Source organism: Bdellovibrio sp. HCB209, from assembly GCF_047306065.1.
Classification (GTDB): domain Bacteria; phylum Bdellovibrionota; class Bdellovibrionia; order Bdellovibrionales; family Bdellovibrionaceae; genus Bdellovibrio.
Genome location: NZ_CP178618.1, coordinates 2,335,597 through 2,361,605, shown reverse-complemented (window position 1 = coordinate 2,361,605; position 26,009 = coordinate 2,335,597). Strand labels below are relative to the sequence as shown.

Here is a 26,009-nt window from a genome sequence, read left to right as displayed (position 1 = left end):
GGAGCGGCATGAAAGGATCCTCATAAAGAGATAAAAATTCTTTAATCTGGTAGAGGCGGGAAACAATTTAAGCCCTCGCCAGAAAACGAGTCCAAAAGGGGGCTGAGTATATTTTTCCGGCAAGCTTCCCGGAAACTCCCGGGACAATTGGGGGGCAGCGGTATTCAGGGGGCTTTGTATTTATGCGATGTAGGAATGATAAGCGTATTTAATATGCGCCTACATCGGTTATCAGGTTTGATTATAAGGCGTTTTTGAGTTTGCTCTTCAAAAATTTTATGAACACGTCAGCACGTTGAGATAACTGTGCGTTCTTATAGTAGATAGCGTGGATTTGTTCTTTCTGATCGACGGCAGCTCCCGGTAAAATTTGAACGAGGTCTCCGCTTTCGCGATCGGGAATGGTCATGAAGTCTCCAAGGCATGCGATCCCGACGCCATTTCTGACCAACTGAAGTATGGTTTCACCGCTTGATGCAGAAAATTTTGGTTTAATGGGATATCGACTGGTGCCGTTGTATTTGAGTGGCCAGTAATTCAGGTGACGGGGATCTGTGAATCCGATGAGTACGTGATTTTGCAAATCATCGACATTTTTAGGTGTGCCATAACTTTTTAAGTATTCGGGGCTGGCCAGAACTCTTCGTCTGCTTTGTCCTAGGCTGACCGCGTGTAGGGATGAGTCAGCAAGTTCTCCAATACGAATTGCAACGTCAATTCTGTTTTCAATTAAGTCGATATTGCGCTCGCTACTGAAAAGTTCCACTTGGACGTCGGGATATAATTTATGGAAATCGCTCAAGTACGGAGCAACGGAATGGATGATGAACGGGGAGGCGGAGTCGATTCTCAGAAGTCCAGAGGGCGCATTTTTTGAACCAACCGCTTCCTCAGCATTTTCTAGTGCCTGGATGACATCTCGAGAGCTTTGTAAGAAGCGCTCTCCTTCGGATGTGAGATCAAGTTTACGTGTGGTTCTTCTTAACAATGTCACACGCAGTTTCTTTTCCAGTCGAGCAAGAGTACGGCTAATCCCAGACGGCGTCTGATTTAGCTCTTCTGCGGCGGCACTGATAGAACCCGTATCAACGATTGTGATGAAGGTTTGTAGCTCGTCTAAGGTTGTTTTCATTATTGACTCCAGATCAAATATATTTTGCCTATTCGTGACTAAATAGGCAATCCGCAATCTGCTAAATTGTCCTTTATAGAAGGAGGCTTTATGCCTTTAGCGATATACGCTCTGATGATCGGAGCATTTGGAATTGGTACCACTGAATTTGTAATCATGGGTTTACTCCCACAAATGGCCAAGGATCTTGGCGTAAGTCTGTCTTCAGCTGGATTGTTAGTTAGCGGTTATGCCTTAGGTGTTGCCGTCGGGGCGCCAGTCCTATCACTGCTTTCAGCGAAATGGCCCAAGAAGCGAGCATTGATTATTTTGATGGCGGTATTTACGATTGGAAATTTAATTTGTGCTTTAGCCCCAAACTATTCGGTATTAATGATCGCAAGAGTTCTGACATCTTTTGCACATGGTACGTTCTTCGGCATCGGTTCGGTGTTAGCGACCAGTCTTGTTAAGCCAAATCAGAAAGCTTCTGCGATTGCTTTGATGTTTACGGGTTTAACCATCGCAAATGTCTTGGGAGTGCCGTTTGGTACTTGGGTGGGGCAGAATTATGGTTGGCATGCAACATTTTGGGCTGTGACCGCAATTGGGCCTTTGGCGATGGCAGCACTGATATTCTTTGTTCCAACTTCTGACGGAGCCGAACAGCCTTTGAATGTTGGTAAAGAGATTGGCGTCGTAATGAAACCACAAGTTTTGATGAGCCTGTTGTTAACAGCGATTGGCATGGCCGGCGTATTTACAATTTTCACTTATATCGCTCCGATCCTGACTGATGTAACAGGTTTCGAAGCCTCGTTTGTATCACCAATACTCCTTTTATTTGGTGCTGGTCTTATTGTCGGAAATATCCTTGGAGGTAAGTGGGCTGATAAGAATTTAAATAAGGCGTTGGTGGGATCGCTCATGCTGTTGGTGTTAGTGTCTTTCGCATTTACCTTTTTGATGGGATATAAAATTACAGCCTTGGTACTGGTTGCCTTATTGGGAGTCGCTGGATTTGCGATCGTTCCTCCATTGCAAATTCGCGCGTTAGAGCATGCTGCTGAGGCGCCGACTTTGGCGTCAGCTTTGAACATTGCGGCCTTCAACGTCGGAAATGCATTGGGTGCATGGGCGGGTGGAGTGGCCATTGATCAAGGTCATCTTATGACCACCGCGTGGGTCGCAGTTGGTATTTCTTTGTTTGCGACAGTGATTGCTGTGTTCAGCTCTAAAGCGAGTAAAGGTGGTATCGTAGTTGATCGAAGTCTTTTAGGTCATTAAGACTTACCCTTGAGGATTAAGAGAGTGGGGAATACAAAGTGTCCACCACTCTCTATATTTTCTTAAAGATTCAAAATTGCTTCAGCTAGTTCCATGTCGGAATTTCGCAATTTTGGATTTACTTTTCGAATAAGTTCAAAGGCGCGCAGCACTCTAGCACCGCGAATTTGGCCTTCGGAAGCTATGAATGTAGCTGCATCATCTTTTGATTCAATTAAGACCTTATATGCTTCTGAATTCAAACTATCTGCAGTTGTGATAAACGGCCCAGAGATTGTCAGTAGCGGTGACATTATGATTGCTCCTGAGGCCATCTGAGGGTCATTCGCATAAGAAATAGACGCCGCAAAGATAAAAGAGGTCAATAAGGATAATTTTAAAGAGAGAATATTTTTCATGGGATTCAGTTCTTTCTATAGAAAAAATGTTATTTAAATACGCAACTGATTTTAGCTGACTTAAAATACTTACGAGCTTGGGCTTCCGCCTTTAGTGGCTTACCGAACTCATCGACGTAAACAACAATACGACTCTTTTTGAAAGCGCTGATTTTCTGATCCAAAACAAGAATGTTGTACATGAGGTTCTCCTTAAGTTTGGTTTAAACTTTAAGGTGCAACCTACAAATAAAACTAACTAAATGACAGTGACGAATACTGACGGAGATAAATCAGTGATTACAGTATGTTGAGTTTTACGAAGTAACGGCGACCGGGTTCGCCGTAGCCGTATTCGTCGCTTAACAGAGTGTTGGCGATATTTTCAATGCCTCCGCTGATCGTGGAGCGCTCAAGCAACCAAGTTGGCAATTTGTAGGCGGCACCTAAGTTTATGATCGTGTAGGGATCGGTGTGTATAGAGCCGCTGGTGCCCTCGATGGTGCGATTTCCTGTAAGGCTTGCGACGGCATAGGTTGATAGTTTTTCAGTCGCGCTCCAGTCGATCTTCAAGTTTGCTACATAATCGGGGATTGTTGACAGAGAAGTATCTAGTGAAAGATTGCGGGCTTCGGTCATCGTCAGATTTGAACCTAGAGTCACAAAGCGAGAGAGTTCGACTTTACCTCCCAACTCAATGCCGCGAGTGCGAGCCTCATCAACGTTATGAAGTAGGCGATAACGAGTGCCTCCAATAGTTGTGAAGTATGTTGTGATCATGTCTTTGAGTTCTGATTGGAAAATGGTCGCGTTGAAAGTCCAACGCTCCTTAGTCCAAGTGGTTCCGATTTCGTAGTTCACACTGCTTTCAGGTTTTAAATCGGGATTTCCCAGCATCGTGCAATTTCCCTGACAGCTTGGCAGATGGAAGCCCTCATCCATTTGCAGCAAGGTCGGAGTTTTGAATCCTGTACCCACGCCACCTTTGATCGTCATATCCGAAGTCGCATTGTAAACCCAGTAGGCGCGGGGGCTTGTGTGGCCGCCAAACTTTTGATGTTCGATTTGACGGGCCCCTACGGTGAGGGTGTTTCTGTCAGTCATTGCGATAGAGTCTTCGATAAAAACAGAAGTTTGATCCGCAGAGGTCTCGCCTGAATCAAGTTGATCTTCGTTCTTTAATTTATTCTGCTCGACATCGATACCAGTCACAAAGAAATGCTTCTCTTCAAACAAGGGAAAGTGCAATTGCGCTTGAGCCGTGTTGTTTTCAAGTTTTGCTGGCTGGTCAGAAAGTTCGTAATCATAGCGATCTGTAAAAAGACGGACCTCAGAGCGAATTTTAGACCAAGTGCCTTTATGCTCAAGGCCTGCGTGAGTGCGATCTACTTTGGTGGTTGCCACTTGCCCACGACTTAGCGATGTTTGCTCCTCAAAGTTTTGACCGAAATCAAAACCGACCTCGTTGTTGGCGTTCAGCTTCCAACTAAGCTCGGTATTATAGGATTTATCTTTGTTGCCGCTGGAGGCACGCGACTCTGTGGCAGGAAAGTCAGGGCGAGTTTTCTCTGTCGTGGCACCACTGATGCGAATGCCCAGTTTGTCCTTGATGATAGGACCACTGACAGATGTGGAGATTTGTGATTGCGGTCCTTCGGCGTGTTCTTCAGGAGCAGTGTAGGTTGTAGCTATCTGTCCGCCCCAGGTGTTTGAGATTTTTTTGGTGATGATATTCACGACTCCACCAATGGCTTCGGCTCCATAAAGAGTTGCCATGGGGCCGCGAATGATTTCAATGCGTTCAATATCAGCCGGAGAGATCCAAGAGAGGTCGGCATCGGCATTGTGACGTACCGAAAGCGAGCGAGAACTTAGACGTTTGCCATTCACTAAAATCAACGTGTAGCTCGAATCAAAGCCACGCATCGAGATTCCTTTGTCGTTGGCTCCGGTGATCATCACGCCTTCTGCGTAACGAAGAACATCGGCGACATCGCGCACGGGTTGCTTTTCAATGTCTTCTTGGGTGATTACAGACATACTTGCAGGAGCTGAGGCAAGTTCAGTTTCGGTGAGTGTTGCAGAGGTGACGACGATGTTGTCTAATCGAATATTGTTGGTGTTATCCGTCGTTTCATTCATTTGAGAAAATGCGGTCACTGAGAAAATAAGTACTGAAAAAATCATCGCAAGTGTGTTCATGGCAAAGATCTTTATGCGCAAGATTCTTTGAACACAATATTCTAGAGCAAACTGAAAACTAACAGTTAGGTCCTTCTATGGAGAACGAAGTTATTTTATCTGTTCGTTTTCAACACGAGGATAGAATGAGTAACGCAAATAAAAGAACACTCATTTAATCTGTAAAACCGGTGCATCGATTTTGGGATCTATTTTTCTTTCGAGTCGTTGTTTGTTTGTGAAAATCGTAATTTCCATAGATCCGGTATCGACTTGCGCTGCTAAAAGATGTCCCCCGAATGATTGAAAATCTTTTCCGGTAACGATTCCGTGGGCGTGTATGGATGGTTTTTCTTCCTCCCAGGCTAGGCTTCCCTGAAGGCTTGCTAATTCCATGGATTTAAATTCTCGAGGGTCGAATTTTTTGGTTTCATTGTTGAAAAAACCGAATCGTGCGTTAACAAAGCCCATGCCGAAAAAGGTGGCACTGGGAATTTTCTGCTGAAGCATGAGCTGCTCTAGCGCCTCAAAGAGTTGATCGTCCTTCTGCAGAACCATCAGAAATCCTGTCGGGGTTTTGATGAATTTATGTTTTATTTCTGTTTCGGCTCGGGCATCGATGCTTAAAAGTATCAACCAGCTGAATAAAATTATCTTTCTCATAAAAAACTCCCTGAAATTACTCTCTAAAAATGTACAACTGTGGTAATTGTTAGGGACACTTATTTCACATTTCCTGTGGAAGATCAGATCGCTTGGAGTTCCATGTCACCTCGAAATATCAGCAATTTTTGGCTCATTATTATTCTGGGCAGTTTAACTGCGCTTAGTCCTTTTGCGATCGATATGTATTTGCCTGCGTTTCCGTTGATGGCGAAAGATCTGAATACAACGGTGTCGCAAGTATCATTGTCTTTGTCGAGTTACTTTATCGGGCTTGCTATTGGGCAATTGATGTATGGGCCGGTGCTGGATCGCTATGGTAGAAAAAGACCTCTGTATTTTGGTTTTACTATTTTCTTGTTAACGACTGTTGCTTGCATGCTTTCAAAAACGGTAGAGACGCTAATTGTGATTCGCTTAATGCAATCACTGGGTGTCTGTGTTGCCGGAGTTGCATCAATTGCGATGGTTCGTGATTTCTTTGGCCCGAAAGAAAGTGGCAAAGTATTTTCGCTGCTAATTTTGATTTTAGGAACGTCGCCTCTGGTTGCACCAACGGCGGGTGGTTATTTGGCTGAAGCATTTGGTTGGCAATCGATCTTTGCGGCGCTTGGGCTACTGGGATTGGCGATTCTTTCAGTGGTGCATTTCTTTTTACCGGAGAGTCATCAACCTGATCCAACACAATCATTGAAGCCAGGGCCGATTTTTAAAAACTATCTTAAGATCATCAGAAACGGTCAATTCATCACCTACACAATGACAGGGGCTTTGATTTTCGCAGGCATGTTTGTGTACCTCGGTTCATCGCCTGCGATTTTCATGGAATACTTTCAACTAACTCCTCAGCAGTACGGTTGGATTTTTGCGACGTTAGCAGCGGGCTTTATCGGTGCCAGTCAGTTGAATATTTATTTCTTGCGACTGTTTAAAAATGAAAGAATCCTTCGCGCGGCAGTGATTGGCTCTGTGATTGTCAGTTTTTCGATGCTTATCGGAGCATGGAACGGTTGGCTTGGGTTTGAGGGTGTAATGGTCGTTTTATTCTTGCTACTTGCAGGAGTGGGACTTACGAATCCCAATGCTTCAGCGTTGGCGATGGCACCATACTCTAAGCATGCAGGCAGTGCCTCTGCATTGATGGGCTCGTTGCAAATGGGTGTTGGCGCTTTGGCCATGATGGCTGTCAGTCTGTTGAAGGCCACAGATATACTTACGGTTGCTGTCATTTTCTGTGTGACATCTGTATTGTCTCTTTCAATTCTGATCTTCGGAACGCGAGCTCTTCGAGTTAAGGTGGAGGCAGATCCTAATGCTGAAGGTATTGTTGCTCACTAATCTGCCTATTCGCAGAACGCATTACCGTGTGCAAACGCAAGCGATCCAATAATAGCGATACATTGGTCTTCGATCCCTCTAAAATATGAGGGATTGGAGTTCACGTGGCACATAAAAGAGTTCAAGACGTCTTGGCCTATGCATGCCTCTTGAATCTATTTACATTTTATTCCTTTTATCTGCCGGGCATGTTGTTAACGGAGTTTTCTAAGTCTTTGCCATCATCGATGGTATTTTCGATGTCATCATTTTTGATTGGGTTTATAGCAAGGCCCATTGGCTCTTACTATTTGGGAGTCATGGCGGACCGCCAAAGTCGGATCAAAGGTTTGAAAGTCAGTGTGATTTTATTGGGGCTGGCGTCGTGTTTAGTTTGCCTGGTGCCGGATAGTGAACATTGGACTTACTATGTTTTACGAGTCGTACAGGGATTTGCCTTAGGTGGAGTGTATCCAATTCTAAGCGTAATTATTTACGAGTCTTCACCGAAAGAAAGTCGCGGCCTTTACACGGGCCTTTTTCAAACTTCAGTGCCCGCGGGGTATTTGTTCGCGATTGCGGTGACGATTGTGTCGAAGCTCGTTATCGGGGACAAGCAGTTCTTTGATTATGGTTGGCGAGTCGCTTTTATCTACAGCATTTTGATCTTTCCGATTTGGTGGCTTTTAGATCGTATAATAAAACAATCAGACGTGGATCAGGAGCTTAAGGGACGACCAAAAACAGGCGAGTGGACAGAGTCAGAGAAAAAGTGTGTGGTCTTTGCACTGCTGTTGGCAACGGCCATTGGATCGTTAGCGATCACCGGAGTTAATTTAAAAGGTTTCTTTCTGAAATCCCTTCTAAGATTGGATTCGTTAACTGCGAATCACATCATTGCATACTCAACCATTTTCTATGCGCCAGCCTATGCGTTGTGGGGATCCTTGGCGGACAGGGTAGGTCCCCTTAAGGTTTCACTTGTGGCGTTATTTGCGGGAGTTGTGTTTTTATTCCCACTCTTTAAGTCGTTCGAGTTAGTGACTGGTGTCGGGATGATTACGCCATTTTCAGGACAGTGGTTTTTGCTATTTTTGATTTCGATTGGAATCAGTCTGATCGCGACCGCTTGCTTTGGGCCGTTTGTACTATTGATTTGTCGGTTTATGCATCCTGAACATCGCTGCACTCTTTATGGCTTAGCGTACAATCTCTCAACAGGGATGGTTGGGGGGACGGCTTACTTGGTCAGCTTCTTAATTTATGAGCATTTTGATTCAATTTACGGCGGGATATTTTATGTAATCGGTGTCGCTGTCATTGCCGGTACGTGTGCGTATCTTTATTTGCAAAAAAATAAGCTCCATTTTCAGGAGCTTAAATAAATTATCGAGTGTGGCTTAGGCTAAAGTCTTCGATGACCTTTAAGCAATCCATGCCCGCGGTATGTGCCGCTTGAATTCCCAAGACAGCATCTTCAAATACCAAACAGTCTTTAGGGTCTGTTCCAAATTTGTTTGCAGCCAATAGGAAACAATCAGGCGCTGGCTTTCCTTGAGTGTAGTCTTCTGCGCAAACTAAAAGATCAAAGTAAGGTTGCAGGTTTAGTTGATTCATTGTCAGCTCAACGATCTTGCGACGGCTGCCAGTGACAATCGCCATGGGGATTTGGCGGTGATAGTGTTTGATAACATCCATCACAGAGGCAATCGTTGATACCTCGTTCAAAGAAGCCAAGTAGTGGACTTCTTTTTCTGCGACGAACTGCTGTGGATTGATAGATGTGCCATGAAGCTCATTCATCATTTCGACGATACGGTGAGTGGGGCGACCTGCCCAAGCCTGATGCTGTTCGCGGCTCAGTGATAAATCATATTTATTCAGAGCTTTATTCCACGCACCTAAATGCGCAGGCATCGTGTCGGCAACAGTGCCATCGAAATCAAACAACAGGGCTTTAAAATCTTGGTTCGGAAAATACGTTTTTAACATATGAGAATAGTACCACGGTTGAGTCTCCAATGAAAGAACAGTGACGCAAGTTATTACATGCAAATTTGAGGTCATCAAACTTTACAAAGCGCCTTCTTAAATGAAATCATGATTACATGTTTATATTGAGGAAAACCTTAGTCGCGATAACTGGTCTTTTTATCTGTATCTTCTTGATAGCGCATCTTGGAGCGAATTTCATATTGTTGCTGCCGCCTTCAATTGCTCACGATGCATACAATAATTATTCGGCTTTCTTGCGTGGAAATCCACTCGTGACGGTCATCGCCTACGTAAACTATGTGTGTATTCTAGCTCACATAGTTTTGGCGATTTATCTGACGGCCAAGAGTAAAACGACTCGCCAAAAGCAATATGCGAAATTCTCGGGCACTGAGGTTTCATCCTGGTCGTCTCAAAACATGGCTCTTTTGGGCTCTGTAGTTTTCGCATTCATCGTTCTGCACATGGCGCAGTTCTGGTTTAAAGTAAAAATTCTAGGTCAAGAGCATGATCTGTATCTGATGGTGGTCGAGCTTTTTAATAATCCGATCTATGTGATCATCTATACCTTGGCAATGCTTCCGATCGCGATGCATTTGCATCACGGTGTTAAGAGCGCGTTCATGTCGATGGGACTATATCATAAAAAATATCTGCGCTGGGTGGCAAAGGCTGCCGTTGTCTATTCATACATTATCGGGTTTGGCTTTGCGGTGATTCCCGTTGTGGTCTTTATAAGGTAGGTTGCAATGAAACTAGATGCAAAAATCCCCGAAGGTGATCTTAAAGACAAATGGAAGAACTACCAGTCTCATTGCAAGCTGATCAATCCTGCGAATAAAAGAAAACTCGACATCATCGTGGTGGGAAGTGGTCTTGCTGGCGCCAGTGCCGCGGCAACTTTGGCTGAGGGTGGTTACAACGTAAAATGTTTTTGCTATCAGGACAGCCCCCGTCGTGCGCATTCGATTGCTGCCCAAGGTGGTGTGAACGCTGCTAAGAACTTTCAAAACGACGGCGACAGTGTTTGGCGCATGTTTTACGATACGATCAAGGGCGGTGACTTCCGTTCCCGCGAAGCGAATGTCTATCGTCTGGCAGAACTTTCCGGTCCACTCATAGATCATTTCGCTCAACAGGGTGTTCCCTTCGGTCGGGAGTACGGCGGGGTTCTGGCGAATCGCAGTTTTGGTGGAGTGCAGGTTCAAAGGACATTCTATGCTCGCGGTCAGACGGGGCAGCAGCTGTTATTGGCTTCGTATTCCCAGTTAAGTAAATTGATTGCCGCTAAAAAAGTTCAGATGTTTTCTCGTCAGGAGATGCAAGACCTTGTGGTCATTGATGGTAAAGCGAAAGGCATTATCGTTCGTGATTTAACCACGGGGGAAATTTCCAGACACTCGGCCCATGCAGTTGTATTAGCGACGGGTGGTTACTCGAAAGTGTTCTTTCTTTCCACGTTGGCGATGAACTGTAATGGTAGTGCGATCTGGAAGGCTCACAAAAAGGGCGCTCTGTTTGCGTCACCAAGTTTTACACAGATTCATCCGACAGCCTTGCCGCAATCATCAGAGCATCAATCAAAACTAACATTGATGAGTGAATCTCTCAGAAATGATGGTCGCATTTGGGTTCCAAGGAAAGCCAATGAGACGCGCAAGCCGAATGAAATTCCTGAAGAGGATCGTGATTATTACCTGGAGCGCAGATATCCTTCGTTCGGTAACCTAGCTCCGCGGGACGTGTCTTCGCGTGCGGCAAAAGAGCGCATTGATGCGGGCTTCGGTGTAGGGCCTTTGAAAAATGCCGTTTATTTGGATTTTAAAGATTCATTAAAACGTCAGGGGAAAAAAGTTATCGAGGGTCGATACGGCAATCTCTTTAGATTGTATAAGCAGATCACAAATATCGATGCATACACCGAGCCTATGTTGATTTCACCTGCTCCTCATTTTTCTATGGGTGGTTTGTGGGTGGATTATGAGCTAATGACAACGATTCCGGGATTGTTTGCGATCGGCGAGTGTAACTTTGCCGATCACGGCGCAAATCGCTTGGGCGCCAATTCCTTGTTGCAGGCCAGTGTCGATGGATATTTTATTTTGCCTATGACCATCGGAAATTATCTGACCGGAGAAATGAAGACAGGCAAGATCGCAACTGATCATCCAGAATTTCAAAAAGCAGAAACCGAAGTCAAAGAGCGCCTACAAAAGCTTGTACAAAACCAAGGGACCGAAGCGTTAAACACTCTTCATCGTCGTTTGGGTTCTGTGATGTGGAAAGAGTGCGCGATGAGCCGCAATAAAGCGGGCTTAGAATCCGCCATTGCGAAAATTCAAGACATGCAAAAAGAGTTCTATGACAAAGTCCAGATTTCGGGATCTGTCGAGGGGATGAATCCTGAATTGGATAAAGCCAATCGCTTTGTCGATTTTATGGAAATGGCAGAACTGATGTGCGTGGATGCTTTACAAAGAGACGAATCCTGTGGGGCTCACTTCCGTGAGGAGTATCAAACGGCAGAGGGCGAAGCTGTTCGTAATGATGAAAATTATCAGTACGTTTCTGCCTGGGAATTCAAAGGTAATAACTCCTTTGAACTTCACAAAGAAGAACTGAAGTTCGAGTTTGTTCAACCTGGCGTGCGCAGCTACAAGTAGGTGAGATTATGAAATTAACATTCAAAGTTTGGCGACAAAGTAGCAATAAAGCCCCCGGAGAATTTGTCTCTTACCCGATGAATAATGTCAGCGCTGACATGTCTTTGTTGGAAGCTCTGGATATATTGAACGACCAACTGGTTTTAGAGAAAAAACCTGTCATTGCCTTTGATCATGATTGCCGCGAGGGAATTTGTGGTCAGTGTGGAATGATGGTGAACGGGCGAGCTCACGGAGGCGGTAAAAATCAAACCACGTGTCAGATTTATCTGCGTAGCTTTAACGAGGGCGATGAAGTGTTGCTTGAGCCCTTTAGAGCGAACGCCTTCCCCGTGGTGCAGGATTTAACTGTGGATCGTTCCGCTTTTGATCGCATCATCCAACAAGGTGGTTATGTCACCGCGAATACGGGGACGGCTCCTGAAGCGAACTCTGTTTTGATCGGTAAAAAACAAGCCGACAAAGCGATGGAGATGGCGGCTTGTATTGGGTGTGGTGCTTGTGTAGCGGCTTGTAAGAATTCTTCAGCATCGTTATTCACATCGGCTAAAATTAATCACTTTGCGGCACTCCCACAAGGAGCGATTGAAAGCAAAGAGCGTTCAATCACCATGGTCGAGCAAATGGATAAAGAAGGTTTCGGTCATTGTTCGCTCACGGGAGCTTGTGAAGCGGAATGCCCAGCCGAGATCCCACTTCGCTCGATTGCCGAGATGAATTGGCGTTATACGATCAGCCGAGCTCTTAAATAGCGAACTATTCGCGAGGTCGCGACTCTAGCAGTTCGACCTCAAAAATCAGATCTGAATGCGGAGGGATTTTTCCGATACTTCGCTCCCCATAGGCTAAGGCTGCGGGGATGCGGATCGTACGTTTGCCGCCTACTTTCATTCCTAAAACACCCTGACTCATTCCTTGAATGACTTTTTTGGAGCCCACGACAAACTCGAAAGGACGGCCATGGTTGTAAGAGGAATCAAAGATGGTCCCGTCTGTCAGTGTGCCCGTATAGTGAACGAAGACCAAAGCGCCTTTAGAGGCGATTTCGCCATCACCTGTATTGTGATCTGTTATTTGTACTTCTGATGTCGTCATAGTTAATGACCCTAATGTCGGTGTTCTCACAGAGTAAAGCAAACTATCTTTGCTCTAGAACCCTTGCTGCGACGTAATGTAACTGCTCGTATGTTAGGCAACCCCTTGAAAACAGGTATAAAAAATATAATACAAAAGATTAGTTTTCGAGGCTTCCTGCCTGGTATCGTAAAACAGTGATCGTTGTTTACGAGGGGAAAATGGCTGACGAATTTCAAAATTCGACGACTGCATCGGATCAGTGGAGCTTGGATCAGCAAGTTCGCTTGCTGACGTTCTATGCGACCACTTTAAAATCCCTGGATAAAAATTTCGATCTCACTGCCTGCTGTAACTCCGTGATGACTGTCGGAGCAAAAGTCGCCGTGGAAAATATGGCCGACTGGTGCCGTATCGACATGCGTGAAGACTTGGGCGTGGGGCCCGGAACTGTGGCGCACAAAGAGCAGACCCTGATTCCCTTTCTGAACGACATCCAATTTGCCAATGCCGATGATTTATTAAGTCCTTTGCGTGTTATGCATTCGGGTGTCGCGATTTCCCAACCATTTTATATTTCCATACCGATTAAAAAAGCCGGTGACACCATCGGTTGCCTGACTTTGGCTCGGGCCGAAGAGTCAGCAAGCTTTGATGCTGTCGATGCGATGATGGCCGGCGAGTTCGCCAATAAACTTGCAGTGAATTTGGAAAGAGCTCTGCTTTATAAAAATCTAGCTGAAATGAAAAATGCGGCTGAAGCTGCTAGTAGTGCAAAAACGAACTTTATTGCGAACGTCAGTCACGAGATTAGGACTCCGCTGGGAGCGATCGTTGGTTTTTCTGATTTACTTACGAATTCGGTGTCGACTAGTGAAGAGCGCGCTCAGTGGGCAGGGAAAGTCAGAACGAACAGTACTTATTTATTACGAATCATCGATGACATCTTAGATATCTCAAAAGTCGAAGCAGGCAAGGTCGAGCTTGAAATTGCAGAGCTTGATTTGCAAGAGCTCCTGCGCGAAATCAAAGCCTTTGCAAAATTGCGTGCATCCGGCAAAGACGTGCGTTTTGAAGTAGTGATTGCCGGGGAGCTACCGAGATTTATTAAATCAGACTCGACACGACTTTCACAAATTCTGTCGAATCTGATCGGCAACGCCATTAAGTTCACCAGTCACGGCTTTGTACGTTTGACGGTCAGTAAACCTGAAAATCAGCGTTCGTTAAGTTTTGAGATTGCTGACTCAGGGATTGGTATCAGCTCCTCGCAAGCCGAGATTTTATTTCAACCGTTCACTCAAGCTGATGCCTCTCACACACGCCAATTTGGCGGAACAGGTTTGGGGTTGGCCCTTTCGAGAACCTTGGCTCGCAGGCTGGGCGGCGATCTGGTGTTGGTGGATTCAGAACCTTCTCGGGGCAGTACATTCCTGGTCACTGTGGACTGCATCACTCCTAAGTCAGGTCCGACGTTCAAAGGAGTTTGGGAAAGTTCTCAAGATCATAAAATCAATGTTGTCGATGTGACGGCCTTAGAATTTACCAATGCTTTGCAGGGGCGTGAAATTTTATTGGTGGAAGACTCTGCCGATATTCAAGTTCTAATTAAACGCTTCCTTGAGGGAGCAGGCGCCGTGATCTCCTTAGCAAATAATGGCGAGGAAGGTCTTCGTTCCGCAAGGCTTAGAAAATTTGACGTGATCTTGATGGATGTGCAGATGCCAGTGAAAGATGGTTGCCAGACCGTTTCAGAGCTTCGTGCCGAGGGCTATGAGGGATTGATCGTGGCTTTAACTGCCAACACCATGAAGGAAGAGCGAGAGCGCTGTTTGGCTGCCGGATTCAATGTTCATTTAAGTAAGCCCATCCGCCGTCATGATCTGATCCAAAAGTTAATGGGATATATAGGGCAGTTTGAGAATCGTAAAAGCGCGACTGATGTAATCTACGAAATCTAGAATCTGATATACAAGTGAAAGTTCGCCCCAGGATTCACGGCGAAATCATACTTCTGAGAAAAATCCAACAGCGGTTGGATCTGATAATCCAAAATATTTTTATATAAAATCTGACTGAAAGCCACTGAGAGGTTGTAGGAGTACAACTGATAGTTCGGGCGATTCGTGGAAGTAAAGAACACGTTGTACGATAAATTCGCAGTTCTGCTGAACCACTGACCTAAAGCCACACCGTTGGTCACAGTGTAAGTGTGCTCGCGGTCCACGTAATCACCCTCGTTCACGAAAGTCAGACTGTAATAGCGGCTTAAGCTAAAGTTAAAGTTCAGACCTTGAAACATCCCTGTACCCTTATCAGCATCGGCATAAAACTGAAGCTTGGGGTTGATGCGATAGGTTTTACTTTGTTCAGCGATACTTTCAAAGGTCAGGGTGTGGGAAATTTTAAAGGAACCCGCAAAACTCAAGCGGGGCTGAAACGACGTTCTCACGTTACCTAATTGCTTCATGAATCCAAACGTCGCACCGGGGTTACGGGTACGCGGGGTTGAACGCAAATATTCTTGGCTGACACCACGCTCGGCAGTTTCATCGTAAGAGGTAAATGTCACTTGCCAGTATTCTTCGACATTTGGCAGGCGCAGATTGAAGTCAAAAGAGATATCGTTCTGAAGGCCTTCTTTGGAGTTGTAGTACGCAGAGGTCTCAAAAACCGCAGTGGTGGTGTTGGCCTTGTCCGTGTATTGCTGTCCCGCTAAGAATAAATCCAAACCACCGGCAAAACTGTCAAAAAAGCGTGAGATGTTTTTATTGCCCTCGATCAGGTCTTCTTCAAAAGTTGTCGGTGGAGGCGGTGGCAGATCGGCCTGAGCACGAGCCACAGAGGAAAAGCCCAGCATTACGGCCATCCCGAGTGAAAGAAAATTTATAGATAAAGATAATGCTTTTTCACTCATCAACCATTAGGCTCCAACTATGGTCTATCTTAAGCGCAGCTTTTACATTCTGTCTCTGAGTATCTTTATTCTCTGTGCAGAATCTGCCAATGCCTACATTCCTCAGCGTGGAAATGTGACCGCTTACCTTGGGCCTTACTGGTTTAAGACGAATTACGATGGCGTTCGCTCTGAGGATAACCAAGCGAACGTTGGAGCCGCCCTCATTGCTTCCGGTGATGTCAGTGATAAAGGTGCCTTGGAACTGGGCACGATCTTCATGAATAAATACTATTTCCGCGAGGAAGGTGCTTATTCGATTGCCGAGCGTACGCAGACCTTGCATATCACGATTGCTTATCGTCGCTATTGGGCTCCTTCATTTTCGACGTCATTGGGTCTGTATACGTCTTACCCGATGGGAGACGTAAAGACGATTCACGATGATTATCCGACAGACTGGGACAAGGACACATCTGCTCATTCGACGACGGAAAGTGGTTTAGATTTTGCCTTGCAAGGGGAAGTTTGGACTTCAGGATTGTGGTCGGTGATGGCCGAGGCTCGCTATTCCTACGCGATCACTAAAAAGGCCCACGAGTATTCAGATCAGTACGCATATATGATTGCGTTAAAATACTTTATTCAGGCCCGAGTGGAAAATCCTAAAACATTAAAGGAAATTCCACCCAAGCCACCGGAATTGAAAACCGAGACCGAGACGAAGCAGGATAAAACTCCGCCAACGTCTAAGAGTCCGCCAAAACCTAAGAACTTAAAATAGTCTTAGGCTTTTTCAGCGACAGCTTCGTTTTTCAAATATTTCTTTTCAAACCAGAATGTACCGAACGGAAGAACGGCTGCAAAGAATGCTTTGATGCGAGTTTTGCCTGACCAGTTCAATTCGCCAGCCAAGAAGTTCGCGAAAAGCACGTAACCTACGAACAAGAAGCCGTGGATCGGTCCCATTGTTTTTACCACTGCTGGATTGCCAGCCATATACTTAATTGGCATCGCAACAAATAGAAGAATCAAAAACGATGCGCCCTCGAGCCAACCTAGAATTCTGAATGCTTGGATCATATTCACCTCTCTCGTGGCAGATTGAATAACTCGAAGCCGGGTGGAGCGCACTTAATATTTTACGTTCTTTGCGCAACATTTTACTGCGTTTGCGGACAGAGTATGAAATCCTTTGGAGTATGTATCGCATATGGATGAGCGTTCTCGAATTTTTTGGCTACGGAAAACTTAAAATCTACACGGATGGCAGTCATAAATTAGGTTTGGGTGCTTGGGCCTTCATTATTGTGAAGAGGGGTAAGATCATTTGTGAAGAGGCTGCCTCACAAAAGAAAACCTCCAGCAACCGCATGGAATTTCAAGCCGCGATCAATGCGCTTAAATCGCTAAAGCCTGATACTCGCGCAGAACTTTATACGGATTCGCGCGTGATGTTGGAAGCGTTAGAGCAGTGTCCGCGCTGGAGTGAAAATGGCTGGGTTAAAAACCAAGGTCAGCCCATTCCCGAAGTTGATTTATTGCAAGAGCTGCATGAGCTCAATCTTCAGCATCGCATAGATTGGATTTGGGTGAAGGCGCACTCTGGCATTCGCTTCAATGAAAGATGTGATCAGCTGTGCATTCGTGCTAGAAGTAAGCCAGCAGGAGATCTTGATGGATTTTGAATTTGATAATCCGCCAGAAAATGAAGCGAAGCCGCCAGTTTTAGTTCCAGTGGAACAACTGAGTGAAGAAATCATCGATGCGGTGATTGAGTCGTTTATTTTACGTGAAGGAACGGATTATGGCGTGCTGGAGATTTCTTTAGATAAAAAGAAAGAGCAGATTCGTCGCCAACTTCAAAAGAATGAAATCAGAATCGTTTTTGATTTCAACACGGAGTCTGTCACCTTGATGACAGACCGTGATTGGAAAAAACTGCCGAAGGCCTAAGTCCTCGGCAGAATCCCTTTAATTACAGTTTACATTCGCCCAAGCATTTACAAAGAAATACGGAGGGTAAGCGTTCACCCAAGCAGTGCGGTATTGGAATGGACCAACCCAGTCAGCAAACCAAGCGTTGAACACTTGACCGTTTTGAGCTTGAGCATTCACATAACCTTGGCAGTAAGCCATATAGCCAGTTGGGTTGTACATAGTTACAGCAGCTTGGTAACCATTGATTTGGTAGCTCCATTGAGGCCACCATGCGAAAGCAGAACTAGAAACCAATAGAGTTGCAATTGCAGTCATAAGAAAACGCATAACGATCCCTTCATTGAAAAGTTATATAGGAAGGGGTTAATCGCGAAGGTGACCCGGATCAATAAAATTGCGCAAGGAGCGGGCAAAACCTGCTCCAGGCGAAATTATTGAAACCTGATTGAAAATTTACGCGGCGCGCGTATGTAAATTAGAACATGCTTTGGATGATTCGCGAACCAAACGTCAACCAAATGTAAAAGCCCAGGCAGTTAAAGCCAAAAGCCATAATCAGGCGAGTGCGGGTCAAGCGAGATAGCGGCATCTCAAGTCCGAGGACTCGAAAACCCAAAAGCATTGAATAGAGATTGCAGACAACAGGAATCAAAACACAACCCAAGACTGCGTTGATCAGGCATTTCTTAGCCATGTCTTGAGAAGCCTTCAGTCTGTCTTCCTGAGCTTGCTCGATTTCTTTTTCGCCCACTGATTTAAGAGCATTGGAGTCTTCAAGGCCTTCTAAAGCTTGGGAGGCGTCGATGAATTCGTCTTGGGGAATATCGATGATCAGCTTACCCAAGAATTGCTCGAGGTGAGGAGCCACTGCGCGAGTTTGTTCGTCACGCAAGCGCGGATGAAAGCCTTGAGCCACTAAAAAGGACTTAACGACTTGAGCTTCTGGAAAATCTCGGACTTCTGTTAGAAACACATAAGAACTCATGTGTTTGATGGTAGCGATAAATCAATGGTGTGGGAAGTAAAAGAAACTCCACAATGAGTACACCGAAGCAATAACCAGAATAGATCCTGCGATACGCTGTTGGCGCAAAGGAATCTGTTGGAGTCCTTTTTGGATCATTGAAGGAAGGATCGCCAAAGCGGGGAGTCCTCCCACCCAGAATAAAAACATCAAAGCACCACCCATAATAGGGCTTTGTAGGGCCACAGCCGCCGTGACATAAGTGTAAAGCCATCCGCAAGGAAGTAAGCCCGTCAGCAGTCCCACCATCAAACCTGATTGATTCAAATGGAATTTGCGGAACTGACGAAAGACTTTGATCAAACCATGGGGATCCACTTTAGGAGTGAACTTCGCACCCAAGCGCGGATTGATCAGACGAAATCCCATGCTGAATAAAAGCAAAGCAAAGAGCACAGCCGAAGCCGTGCGCAACCACGCATACTGTGAATCCAGCAGGAATTGTCCGATGCCGCCCGCTAAAACTCCCAAAGACACATAGGCGATTAAGCGTCCCATGTGATAGCTGAACAAGGACTTGCGTTCTCCCATGAGGCACGCGATAGGACTGCACATGGCAGCACAGTGCCAGCTTCCTAAGAAGCTAGTACTGAGTATTCCTATGGCGAGCATCATTCCGGAGTTCATAGTCCCTGTGGTCCCATCAAGATAAGTTCTTTTTCGCTGTGGCTGGTTTTTTCGCCATGCTGACTTTCAATATGTACTTTCGTTTTAATCTGTCCACGAGTTCCTTTGAACATGCTTTCAGGCAGACGTACAAAGAAATACCATTCGTGATCTTCATGGGCTTGCAGGCTCAGTGGATTTTCACCAATAGTAAGAACCGCACCAGCTTCAACTATTTTTGGATCAATCGAAAGCTTATAAACCGTTTGCACGCGCTCTTGGTTTTGGATGTGGATCTTAAACTGATTTTGCAAAATGTCTTTCGTATCGCCATTTTGGATGTACGAATATGGAAGTCCCTGGCCACGAAGCAGAGTCCAGTGGAAAGGTTCACGAGTTGCAATAGCATAGGAAAGACCCGAGATGAGAATAATCAAAGCCGTCATGTAAACCAGTGGGCGAGGACGCAGCAGACTGATTTTCGTAAAGTCTAAAGCATCATAGCGAATAAGTCCTTTAGGCTTATTTACTTTCTCCATGATTTCGTCACAGGCATCAATACACGCCGTACAAGCGATACATTCCATTTGTAAACCGTGACGGATGTCGATTCCAGTCGGGCACGCATTCACGCAGCGATTGCAAGAAACACAGTCACCTTGAGGTTCGCCTTGTTTGTTCCGACCACGACGAGGTTCACCGCGTTTTGTATCGTAAATAACTGCCATGGTTTTGCGACCAATCAGCAACGATTGGAAGCGTCCGTAAGGACACATGATCACGCAGAACTGTTCACGGAACCAAGCAAAGTCAAAAAGCACGATACCAGTCACGATGGAGACTAAAAGGAAGTAAGTCCAATTTTCTCCCGGAGGTTGCTCCATCATATGCACAAGATCTTTGGCGCCAGCAAAATACGCGATCAAGCTATGGGCGATAAAAGAAGAGGCCGTGATAAAGAGAATCCATTTAAGTCCGGTTTTTCTGATCTTAGAAAAGGTCCAAGGTTCATCGCGCAACTTGCGGCGCTCGATATAGTTGCCTTCTGTCCAAATTTCAATGCGACGGAAAACAGCTTCGATAAAAACAGTTTGCGGGCAAGCCCAGCCACACCAAACGCGTCCCCACACCGCTGTGACAAAGAAAAGTCCAAACAGCAATGTTCCTAAAATAAAGAAAAGCAGGGGAGTATCGTGGGCGTGAAAGAGGATTCCGAAAAAAGAAAACTCACGGTCAGGAATGTTAATCAGGATCGTTTGTACTCCCCGAATTGTCGTCCAAGGGAGTACCAGGAATATCACTAACAAAACGGCATGCACCCAAGTGCGATGCCGTTTGTAGAAACCTTTTACCTCTGCTGGTATAATGCCGATTCGATCGCCATTTGCATCAACTGAGGTTAAAAGGTTCGGATCTAAGGTCATTTTACTTCTTCTCCTTGTGGCGGTTTAGCGCCAGCAGGTTTCGAATCTAGTTTAGACATAATATACTTGGCTGTCGCGTAAATCTCCTCGCGTTTTAGCACAGGACCCCATGGCGGCATCCCTTTATCAGCGGCGCCGTCACGGATGATTTTTACGATGTCCATACGCGTGCCCTTGCCGTGGATCCAGAAATGGTCAGTCAGGTTAGGACCGATCAAACCTTGAAGCTCCTGGCCGTGGCAGGCTGCACATTTGCTGGTGAAAACAGCAACGCCGGCATTGACGTCGAGTTTGTCGAATTCCTCTTTCAAGGATTCTTCAGTTTCAACAGGTGCTGTGGCCACATGGCTGGCCTTGCTTTTTTCAAGTTCGGCCATGTGAATCTTTAGCTCGTCATTCAGAGTTAAGCCTCCCGCAAATTCATAGTGCAGGAAGTAGAGTGCTGAGAAGATGATTGTCAGAAAGAAAAGCCACAACCACCAAGTTGGCAGATTGTTATCATGCTCGATGATGCCATCATACTCATGATAGTTCTGTTTGTATTGGCCATCATTTTGGTCTTGCATTTGAAAACTCCTCGTCCATTAGGGGCATTTTTTCCATATCACCGTAGTGATGCTTGCTGTTTTTGCGGAATACCCAAAGCAAAACGCAAACAAAGAATACAAAGAAAATAATCAGTCCGAACGAAGTTAGGTACGTGTCTGTGAAAGCTTTTAAACCTAATTGTTTCATTGTGCTTTCCCTTTCTGACCCAAGGCTTGAAGGTAAGCGATCAAAGCGACGATCTCTTTTTTCTCCATACCACGAGGTCCACCGTTAGCTTCGATATCTGCGGCGATCTCTTTGGCTTGTTTTTGTGCGATACCATCAGCATTGGCAGCTGTGTTTTCGTCATAAGGCACGCCCAAAAGTTTCAAGACAGAGATTTCTTTGCGTAGGCGCATGAAGTTTGTGTCTTTATCAGCCAACCATGGGTAGTTCGGCATGATACTGCTTGGAGTAACAGCGCGTGGATCCAACATGTGGCTGAAGTGCCATAGGTTTGGATATTTCTTACCTACGCGTGCTAAGTCAGGACCCGTACGTTTTGAACCCCATTGGAATGGGTGATCCCACATAGATTCTTCGATAGTTGAAGCTGGGCCGTAGCGCAGAACTTCAGAAACGATCGGACGAATTTGTTGGGAGTGACATACGTAACAGCCTTCACGTTGATAGATGCTGCGACCAGCGATCTCTAGCGGCGTGTAAGGATCTGTGATGTTCACCGGATTGATATACTTGTGCAAAGAAAGAGTTGGATAGATTTCGATGAATGAACCCACTGCGATTGCAAGGAATGCAAGAACAGAGAATACGAAACCCATACCTTCTAGTTTTCTGTGACCAGTTGTTGGCACTTCAGTGTAACCAGGGCGAGTAACTTCAACAGCTTCCTCTTTCACTTGTTTCGGAGCCAATTTGATAGTCATCCAGATGTTGTAGCACATCAATAGGAAGCCCACTAAGAACAGCAAACCGCCCAAAGCACGTACCCAGTAAAGTGGCACGATACGAGTTACAGTTTCCATGAAGTCTGGGTAAACCAGAGTTCCTTCTTTAGTGACCGCTCTCCACATAGCACCTTGTGTGATACCCGCTACGACCATTGATACGTAGTACAAGATCACGCCAGAAAGACCCAACCAGAAGTGGTTTTCTAGAAGTTTCTTAGAGTAAAGCTCTGTCTTCCACAAGCGTGGAATCATGTAGTAAAGCATACCGAAAGTTAAGAAACCATTCCAACCCAAAGTACCACCGTGTACGTGACCGATAATCCAGTCCGTATAGTGACCCAAGGCGCTGACTGATTTGATGGAAAGAAGAGGTCCCTCGAAAGTCGCCATACCGTAGAACGTTAAGGCTGCAACGAAGAATTTTAGCAACGGTTGAGTGCGCAGAAGATTCCAAGAACCTTTCAACGTCAAAAGACCGTTGATCATACCACCCCAAGATGGAGCCAAAAGCATCACAGAGAAAATCATCCCTAGTGTTTGCGCCCATTCAGGAAGAGACGTGTAAAGCAAGTGATGCGGACCCGCCCAGATATAGATGAATACCAAAGACCAAAAGTGGATGATCGATAGACGGTAAGAATAAACCGGACGATTCGAAGCTTTTGGTACGTAGTAGTACATCAAACCCAAGAACGGAGTTGTTAGGAAGAATGCCACCGCATTATGACCGTACCACCATTGAACCAAGGCATCTTGAATACCCGCATAAACAGGGTAGGACTTCATGAAAGCCACTGGGATTTCGATGGAGTTTACGATGTGAAGAACTGCGACTGTGATGATTGTGGAGATATAGAACCACAATGCCACATAAAGATGTTTTTCACGACGACGGTGCAAAGTCATAAAGAAGTTCACCGCGAAAACAACCCAGACAACCGCGATAGCGATATCGATAGGCCATTCAAGCTCAGCGTATTCTTTTGCTTGCGAGTAACCCAGCGGAAGCGTGATCGCTGCTGCTACGATGATAAGTTGCCAACCCCAGAAATGGATTCTCGACAAAGTATCAGAGAACATGCGCGTTTTAAGCAAGCGCTGAGAAGAGTGGTAGATCCCCGCGAAGATCGCGTTACCACCGAAGGCGAAAATCGCCGCGTTGGTATGCAGAGGTCTCATTCTTCCGAATGTCACCCATTCCATATTAAGATTCGCGGGCCACCATGGAATTTGGATAGCTGCGATTAAGCCAAAAAGAAATGCAGCAACCGCCCATATCATGGTGGCTAGCGCAAATTTCTTTACGACATCGTCGTCATAGATAATTCTCTCTACAACATTATTTGATGTGTTCACGTTCAGTCCTTTCGTTTTCATCTAAAAGCATACGGTGAGCAGGGGTCTCAAGGTCGTCAAATTGTCCCTTCGAGTTCGCCCAAAAGAATGAGTACAAGAAACCAGCACCCAGTAGTAAAGCCATAGGAATCATAAGCATTATAATATTCATCTCATCCCCCAAAGTGAGGTGAGCACGATCAACGCCGAACTGATTGGCATCAAGATCGCCGCCATCATCGGATTGATAAGACCCAGCAACGCTGCTGTGCCGCCCAGGAAGTTGTAAAGCAAAGACACCGTCAATGTTCTTGCAAGAACATTACGAGTCGTTTCAGTTAAAGAGAATAGATCTAAAAGAGGTTGCAAGCCGCCGCGTGTGAAATAGATATCAGCGTGTTGCAGACTCAGATCGACGCTGCCTTTAACCGCGATACCGACAGTGGCTTGTTGAAGTGACAATGAATCATTAGCGCCGTCACCAATCATGCAGCTTGCTGGGTATTGTTTGATCAGATCGTATTTATTTTGTGGGGATAAATCACCGTAAGCATTTTGCAAAGGGATGTGGCACTTTTGCGCGACATCTTTTGCACGGAAAGTTTTATCACCAGAAATCAAGTAAGTACGAAGACCTCTATCATGAAGTTTTCCGATGATTTCCACTGCGTCTTCGCGCAGGCGATCAGCGAAGTAAAGCTGGCAGACACTGCGATGGTTTTTTAAAACCTCAACTGCCATTTGGCTGCCTGGCATCGCTGTGTTGTAAGGAAAGATCTCGTAAAGATCGCCATCGAAATAACCGCGAACACCTTGACCCAGGATTTCTTGAATATCAGTTCCGTGAGTGGCTGCTGCAACATGTGGCCAGGCTTTTCTGATAGCGAAAGCAACCGGGTGGTGTGAAGACGCTTCAAGCGCCACGATGATTTGTTGCAAGCTCGCTGGCAGGGCATCAGGAGAAGTGCTGATCAAGCTTAAGTTACCCTCAGTCAGAGTTCCTGTTTTATCAAAGAAGATATTTCTAAGCTCGAGCATCTTTTCGAAAGTGTTGGCACTTTTCATTAAGATGCCCATGCGTTGAGCTTTCTTAACGGCAAGACCCAAAGTCAGCGGGGAGCCAAAGGCCAAAGCGCAAGGGCAGGCGATCACGATCAATGCCAGTGCTCGTTGGAAGGCCTCCATCGGATTTACGAAAGAATAAAGCAAGGCAAAGATACCAGCCAGAGAGAACACCACGATGATTAATTTTTGTGAAAGGCGTTCTGTTAAACCGACGAACTGGCTTTTTTGGTAACTTTTTTGATCGAGGTCATTAAAGAGTTTACCGATTTGGCTTTTGTCGAAAGCGGTAGTCGCTTGTACTTTAACATCTTCACTTAAAAGTTTAGTGCCGCCGACAAGGGCCATGCCGTTTGAGTAAACTTGTGGAAGTGATTCACCATTGAACAGTGAAGTATCGACAGTGGCTGAGTTACTCAGAAGGACACAGTCTGTTGGTAGAGTTTGACCTTCTTTGATGATGAGCACATCACCCGGACGAATATTATTCCATGGGATCAGAGTTGAGTGAGCGTTGTTTACACACTCATAAGTCTGATCCTTGAAGTAGGTCTGCATACGTGCTGGTGCTAAATAATTCTGCTGCACTCGTTTAAGTAAATAGCGTGCACTTAAAATAAGAAATAAAAAACTCGCAGTACTGTCGTAATATATGTTTCCTTGTCCTTGGGCGAAGTTCCAAGTGGAGAAAACAAAACCGCTTAACATCGCAATCGTAATTGGCAAGTCGACATTGATTGTGCGGAATTTTAAAGCATTCAAAGTGCCGTGGTAAAATGGCTGAGCGCTGTAAAATAAAATGGGTAAAAACAAAAGCAAACCAATCGCATTGAAAGCTTGCTCCCATGTGCCACTTAATCCCGCATAAATTGGAATTGTGAACAACATGATGTTACCGGCGCAAAATCCAGCGACAGCGATGCGCTTTAAGAAAGTGCGATTTTCGTTGGTATATTTATCCTGAATGTTGTCCTCAGGACTTAAGATTTTAGGAACGTAACCAAGTTCAGAAATACTTTGTGCAGCTTTCGCTAAAGAACCCTCTGCAGAAAGTTTGATCGCAACAGTGGATTGACCGAAATTTGCTCGCGCCTCAACAACGCCAGGGCAGAACTCAGGAAGCTTTTCTACCAAGTGCACACAAGATGAGCAGTGCATGCCTTCACAGAAGATAAGGAAGTCGTAATCCTTGTCACTAGGTTGCTTATAGAGATTTTTAAATTGTGGTTCGTCAAGGTGAGCGAAGGGGTTGTTCTGAGCGAGTCTGAGAGGGCCTACTTGAGTATCTAGGACCTTGCAAGCTTCACAGCAGTACTCAGATCCATTGGATGGACTTTGACAGTATTTGCAAGTGAGTAGCCGATCTAGCTCCATGTGTTCAGTCTCCTAACATGTGCCTGTGTTCTTTATCGGGTAAATCTGCGAAATTAGCAATAATGTGGACGATGCTGTCGACAAAATCAACACCGGGTGGAGGGGGTTGATTACTGGCATGATAGAGACAAAAAGTACCAATTTTCGGCACAGCATTTCACCAGAATTCATGACATAAAA

Annotated in this window: 28 protein-coding genes; 10 read left to right on the top strand and 18 right to left on the bottom strand. The window is 45.4% G+C overall.

The window, feature by feature from the left end:
- Positions 1–241: 241 nt before the first annotated feature.
- The gene (locus ACLVWP_RS11565) at positions 242–1,132 is read right to left on the bottom strand and encodes a LysR substrate-binding domain-containing protein (protein ID WP_413557407.1); all 891 of its coding nucleotides are present in this window, start codon (positions 1,130–1,132) and stop codon (positions 242–244) included.
- Between the two features lie 90 nt (positions 1,133–1,222).
- Between ACLVWP_RS11565 and ACLVWP_RS11560 the strand changes: the two genes are divergently transcribed.
- Positions 1,223–2,398, top strand: coding sequence for an MFS transporter (locus ACLVWP_RS11560; protein ID WP_413557406.1), 1,176 nt, complete (start codon positions 1,223–1,225; stop codon positions 2,396–2,398).
- 62 nt (positions 2,399–2,460) lie between these two features.
- On the opposite strand, the gene ACLVWP_RS11555 is transcribed toward ACLVWP_RS11560, so the two are convergent.
- The 4 genes from ACLVWP_RS11555 to ACLVWP_RS11540 form a co-directional block, all read right to left on the bottom strand.
- A complete protein-coding gene (locus tag ACLVWP_RS11555) occupies positions 2,461–2,796 on the bottom strand; it encodes a DUF2388 domain-containing protein (protein ID WP_413557405.1) in 336 nt (111 codons plus the stop codon).
- A 29-nt stretch (positions 2,797–2,825) separates the two neighbouring features.
- Positions 2,826–2,978 carry a hypothetical protein gene (locus ACLVWP_RS11550; protein WP_413557404.1) on the bottom strand — a complete coding sequence of 51 codons (153 nt, stop codon included), beginning with the start codon at positions 2,976–2,978 and terminating at the stop codon, positions 2,826–2,828.
- Positions 2,979–3,075: 97 nt separating this feature from the next.
- Positions 3,076–4,977 carry a TonB-dependent receptor domain-containing protein gene (locus ACLVWP_RS11545; protein ID WP_413557403.1) on the bottom strand — a complete coding sequence of 634 codons (1,902 nt, stop codon included), beginning with the start codon at positions 4,975–4,977 and terminating at the stop codon, positions 3,076–3,078.
- Positions 4,978–5,127: 150 nt separating this feature from the next.
- The gene (locus ACLVWP_RS11540; RefSeq protein WP_413557402.1) at positions 5,128–5,619 is read right to left on the bottom strand and encodes a PPC domain-containing DNA-binding protein; all 492 of its coding nucleotides are present in this window, start codon (positions 5,617–5,619) and stop codon (positions 5,128–5,130) included.
- A 102-nt stretch (positions 5,620–5,721) separates the two neighbouring features.
- Between ACLVWP_RS11540 and ACLVWP_RS11535 the strand changes: the two genes are divergently transcribed.
- Positions 5,722–6,957 (top strand): multidrug effflux MFS transporter, encoded by a 1,236-nt coding sequence (locus tag ACLVWP_RS11535; protein ID WP_413557401.1) that lies wholly within the window; start codon positions 5,722–5,724, stop codon positions 6,955–6,957.
- A 104-nt stretch (positions 6,958–7,061) separates the two neighbouring features.
- Positions 7,062–8,321, top strand: a complete 1,260-nt coding sequence (locus ACLVWP_RS11530; protein ID WP_413557400.1) for an MFS transporter — start codon at positions 7,062–7,064, stop codon at positions 8,319–8,321.
- Position 8,322: 1 nt separating this feature from the next.
- Here ACLVWP_RS11530 and ACLVWP_RS11525 read toward each other — a convergent pair whose 3' ends face one another.
- Positions 8,323–8,928, bottom strand: coding sequence for an HAD family hydrolase (locus ACLVWP_RS11525; RefSeq protein ID WP_413557399.1), 606 nt, complete (start codon positions 8,926–8,928; stop codon positions 8,323–8,325).
- Positions 8,929–9,044: 116 nt separating this feature from the next.
- Here ACLVWP_RS11525 and ACLVWP_RS11520 point away from each other — a divergent pair, with 116 nt between their 5' ends.
- From ACLVWP_RS11520 to ACLVWP_RS11510, 3 genes are read left to right on the top strand one after another with little or no spacing between them, the layout of a single operon-like run.
- On the top strand, positions 9,045–9,674 hold the full coding sequence (locus ACLVWP_RS11520) for a succinate dehydrogenase cytochrome b subunit (protein ID WP_413557398.1): 630 nt from the start codon (positions 9,045–9,047) through the stop codon (positions 9,672–9,674).
- Positions 9,675–9,680: 6 nt separating this feature from the next.
- Complete coding sequence (locus ACLVWP_RS11515) at positions 9,681–11,594, top strand: fumarate reductase/succinate dehydrogenase flavoprotein subunit (protein ID WP_413557397.1); 1,914 nt, start codon at positions 9,681–9,683, stop codon at positions 11,592–11,594.
- 8 nt (positions 11,595–11,602) lie between these two features.
- Positions 11,603–12,346, top strand: coding sequence for a succinate dehydrogenase/fumarate reductase iron-sulfur subunit (locus ACLVWP_RS11510; protein WP_413557396.1), 744 nt, complete (start codon positions 11,603–11,605; stop codon positions 12,344–12,346).
- Between the two features lie 4 nt (positions 12,347–12,350).
- Here ACLVWP_RS11510 and ACLVWP_RS11505 read toward each other — a convergent pair whose 3' ends face one another.
- Positions 12,351–12,689 (bottom strand): FKBP-type peptidyl-prolyl cis-trans isomerase, encoded by a 339-nt coding sequence (locus tag ACLVWP_RS11505; RefSeq protein ID WP_413557395.1) that lies wholly within the window; start codon positions 12,687–12,689, stop codon positions 12,351–12,353.
- A 200-nt stretch (positions 12,690–12,889) separates the two neighbouring features.
- Here ACLVWP_RS11505 and ACLVWP_RS11500 point away from each other — a divergent pair, with 200 nt between their 5' ends.
- Positions 12,890–14,629, top strand: coding sequence for a hybrid sensor histidine kinase/response regulator (locus ACLVWP_RS11500; RefSeq protein ID WP_413557394.1), 1,740 nt, complete (start codon positions 12,890–12,892; stop codon positions 14,627–14,629).
- Here ACLVWP_RS11500 and ACLVWP_RS11495 read toward each other — a convergent pair.
- Entirely contained in the window at positions 14,626–15,528 is a 903-nt protein-coding gene (locus ACLVWP_RS11495; protein WP_413557393.1) for a hypothetical protein, read from the bottom strand. The genes ACLVWP_RS11500 and ACLVWP_RS11495 overlap by 4 nt on opposite strands.
- A gap of 76 nt (positions 15,529–15,604) precedes the next feature.
- Here ACLVWP_RS11495 and ACLVWP_RS11490 point away from each other — a divergent pair, with 76 nt between their 5' ends.
- Positions 15,605–16,348 (top strand): hypothetical protein, encoded by a 744-nt coding sequence (locus ACLVWP_RS11490; RefSeq protein ID WP_413557392.1) that lies wholly within the window; start codon positions 15,605–15,607, stop codon positions 16,346–16,348.
- Positions 16,349–16,350: 2 nt separating this feature from the next.
- Here the strand turns inward: ACLVWP_RS11490 and ACLVWP_RS11485 are convergent, their stop codons facing one another.
- Positions 16,351–16,647: a DUF3817 domain-containing protein gene (locus ACLVWP_RS11485; protein ID WP_413557391.1), complete on the bottom strand. Its 297-nt coding sequence runs from the start codon at positions 16,645–16,647 to the stop codon at positions 16,351–16,353.
- Between the two features lie 134 nt (positions 16,648–16,781).
- On the opposite strand from ACLVWP_RS11485, the gene ACLVWP_RS11480 reads away from it, so the two are divergent.
- Both ACLVWP_RS11480 and ACLVWP_RS11475 read left to right on the top strand, forming a co-directional pair.
- Positions 16,782–17,252, top strand: a complete 471-nt coding sequence (locus tag ACLVWP_RS11480) for a ribonuclease H family protein (protein ID WP_413557390.1) — start codon at positions 16,782–16,784, stop codon at positions 17,250–17,252.
- On the top strand, positions 17,242–17,520 hold the full coding sequence (locus tag ACLVWP_RS11475; protein WP_413557389.1) for a YheU family protein: 279 nt from the start codon (positions 17,242–17,244) through the stop codon (positions 17,518–17,520). Before ACLVWP_RS11480 ends, ACLVWP_RS11475 begins: the two co-directional genes overlap by 11 nt.
- 18 nt (positions 17,521–17,538) lie before the next feature.
- Here ACLVWP_RS11475 and ACLVWP_RS11470 read toward each other — a convergent pair whose 3' ends face one another.
- The 9 genes from ACLVWP_RS11470 to ACLVWP_RS11430 all read right to left on the bottom strand — a co-directional run bounded on the left by ACLVWP_RS11470 (position 17,539) and on the right by ACLVWP_RS11430 (position 25,829).
- Entirely contained in the window at positions 17,539–17,832 is a 294-nt protein-coding gene (locus ACLVWP_RS11470) for a hypothetical protein (protein WP_413557388.1), read from the bottom strand.
- Positions 17,833–17,980: 148 nt separating this feature from the next.
- On the bottom strand, positions 17,981–18,490 hold the full coding sequence (locus tag ACLVWP_RS11465) for a hypothetical protein (RefSeq protein WP_413557387.1): 510 nt from the start codon (positions 18,488–18,490) through the stop codon (positions 17,981–17,983).
- 21 nt (positions 18,491–18,511) lie between these two features.
- On the bottom strand, positions 18,512–19,141 hold the full coding sequence (locus tag ACLVWP_RS11460) for a sulfite exporter TauE/SafE family protein (protein ID WP_413561580.1): 630 nt from the start codon (positions 19,139–19,141) through the stop codon (positions 18,512–18,514).
- 11 nt (positions 19,142–19,152) lie between these two features.
- On the bottom strand, positions 19,153–20,559 hold the full coding sequence (gene ccoG, locus ACLVWP_RS11455; RefSeq protein WP_413557386.1) for a cytochrome c oxidase accessory protein CcoG: 1,407 nt from the start codon (positions 20,557–20,559) through the stop codon (positions 19,153–19,155).
- Complete coding sequence (locus tag ACLVWP_RS11450; RefSeq protein WP_413557385.1) at positions 20,556–21,125, bottom strand: cbb3-type cytochrome c oxidase N-terminal domain-containing protein; 570 nt, start codon at positions 21,123–21,125, stop codon at positions 20,556–20,558. Before ACLVWP_RS11450 ends, ccoG begins: the two co-directional genes overlap by 4 nt.
- The gene (locus ACLVWP_RS11445) at positions 21,109–21,294 is read right to left on the bottom strand and encodes a cbb3-type cytochrome oxidase subunit 3 (protein WP_413557384.1); all 186 of its coding nucleotides are present in this window, start codon (positions 21,292–21,294) and stop codon (positions 21,109–21,111) included. Before ACLVWP_RS11445 ends, ACLVWP_RS11450 begins: the two co-directional genes overlap by 17 nt.
- Complete coding sequence (gene ccoN, locus ACLVWP_RS11440) at positions 21,291–23,414, bottom strand: cytochrome-c oxidase, cbb3-type subunit I (RefSeq protein WP_413557383.1); 2,124 nt, start codon at positions 23,412–23,414, stop codon at positions 21,291–21,293. Before ccoN ends, ACLVWP_RS11445 begins: the two co-directional genes overlap by 4 nt.
- Positions 23,398–23,565, bottom strand: coding sequence for a cbb3-type cytochrome oxidase assembly protein CcoS (ccoS, locus tag ACLVWP_RS11435; RefSeq protein WP_413557382.1), 168 nt, complete (start codon positions 23,563–23,565; stop codon positions 23,398–23,400). Before ccoS ends, ccoN begins: the two co-directional genes overlap by 17 nt.
- Positions 23,562–25,829, bottom strand: coding sequence for a heavy metal translocating P-type ATPase (locus ACLVWP_RS11430; protein WP_413557381.1), 2,268 nt, complete (start codon positions 25,827–25,829; stop codon positions 23,562–23,564). The genes ccoS and ACLVWP_RS11430 overlap by 4 nt, the downstream gene beginning before the upstream one ends.
- Between the last annotated feature and the right edge of the window lie 180 nt (positions 25,830–26,009).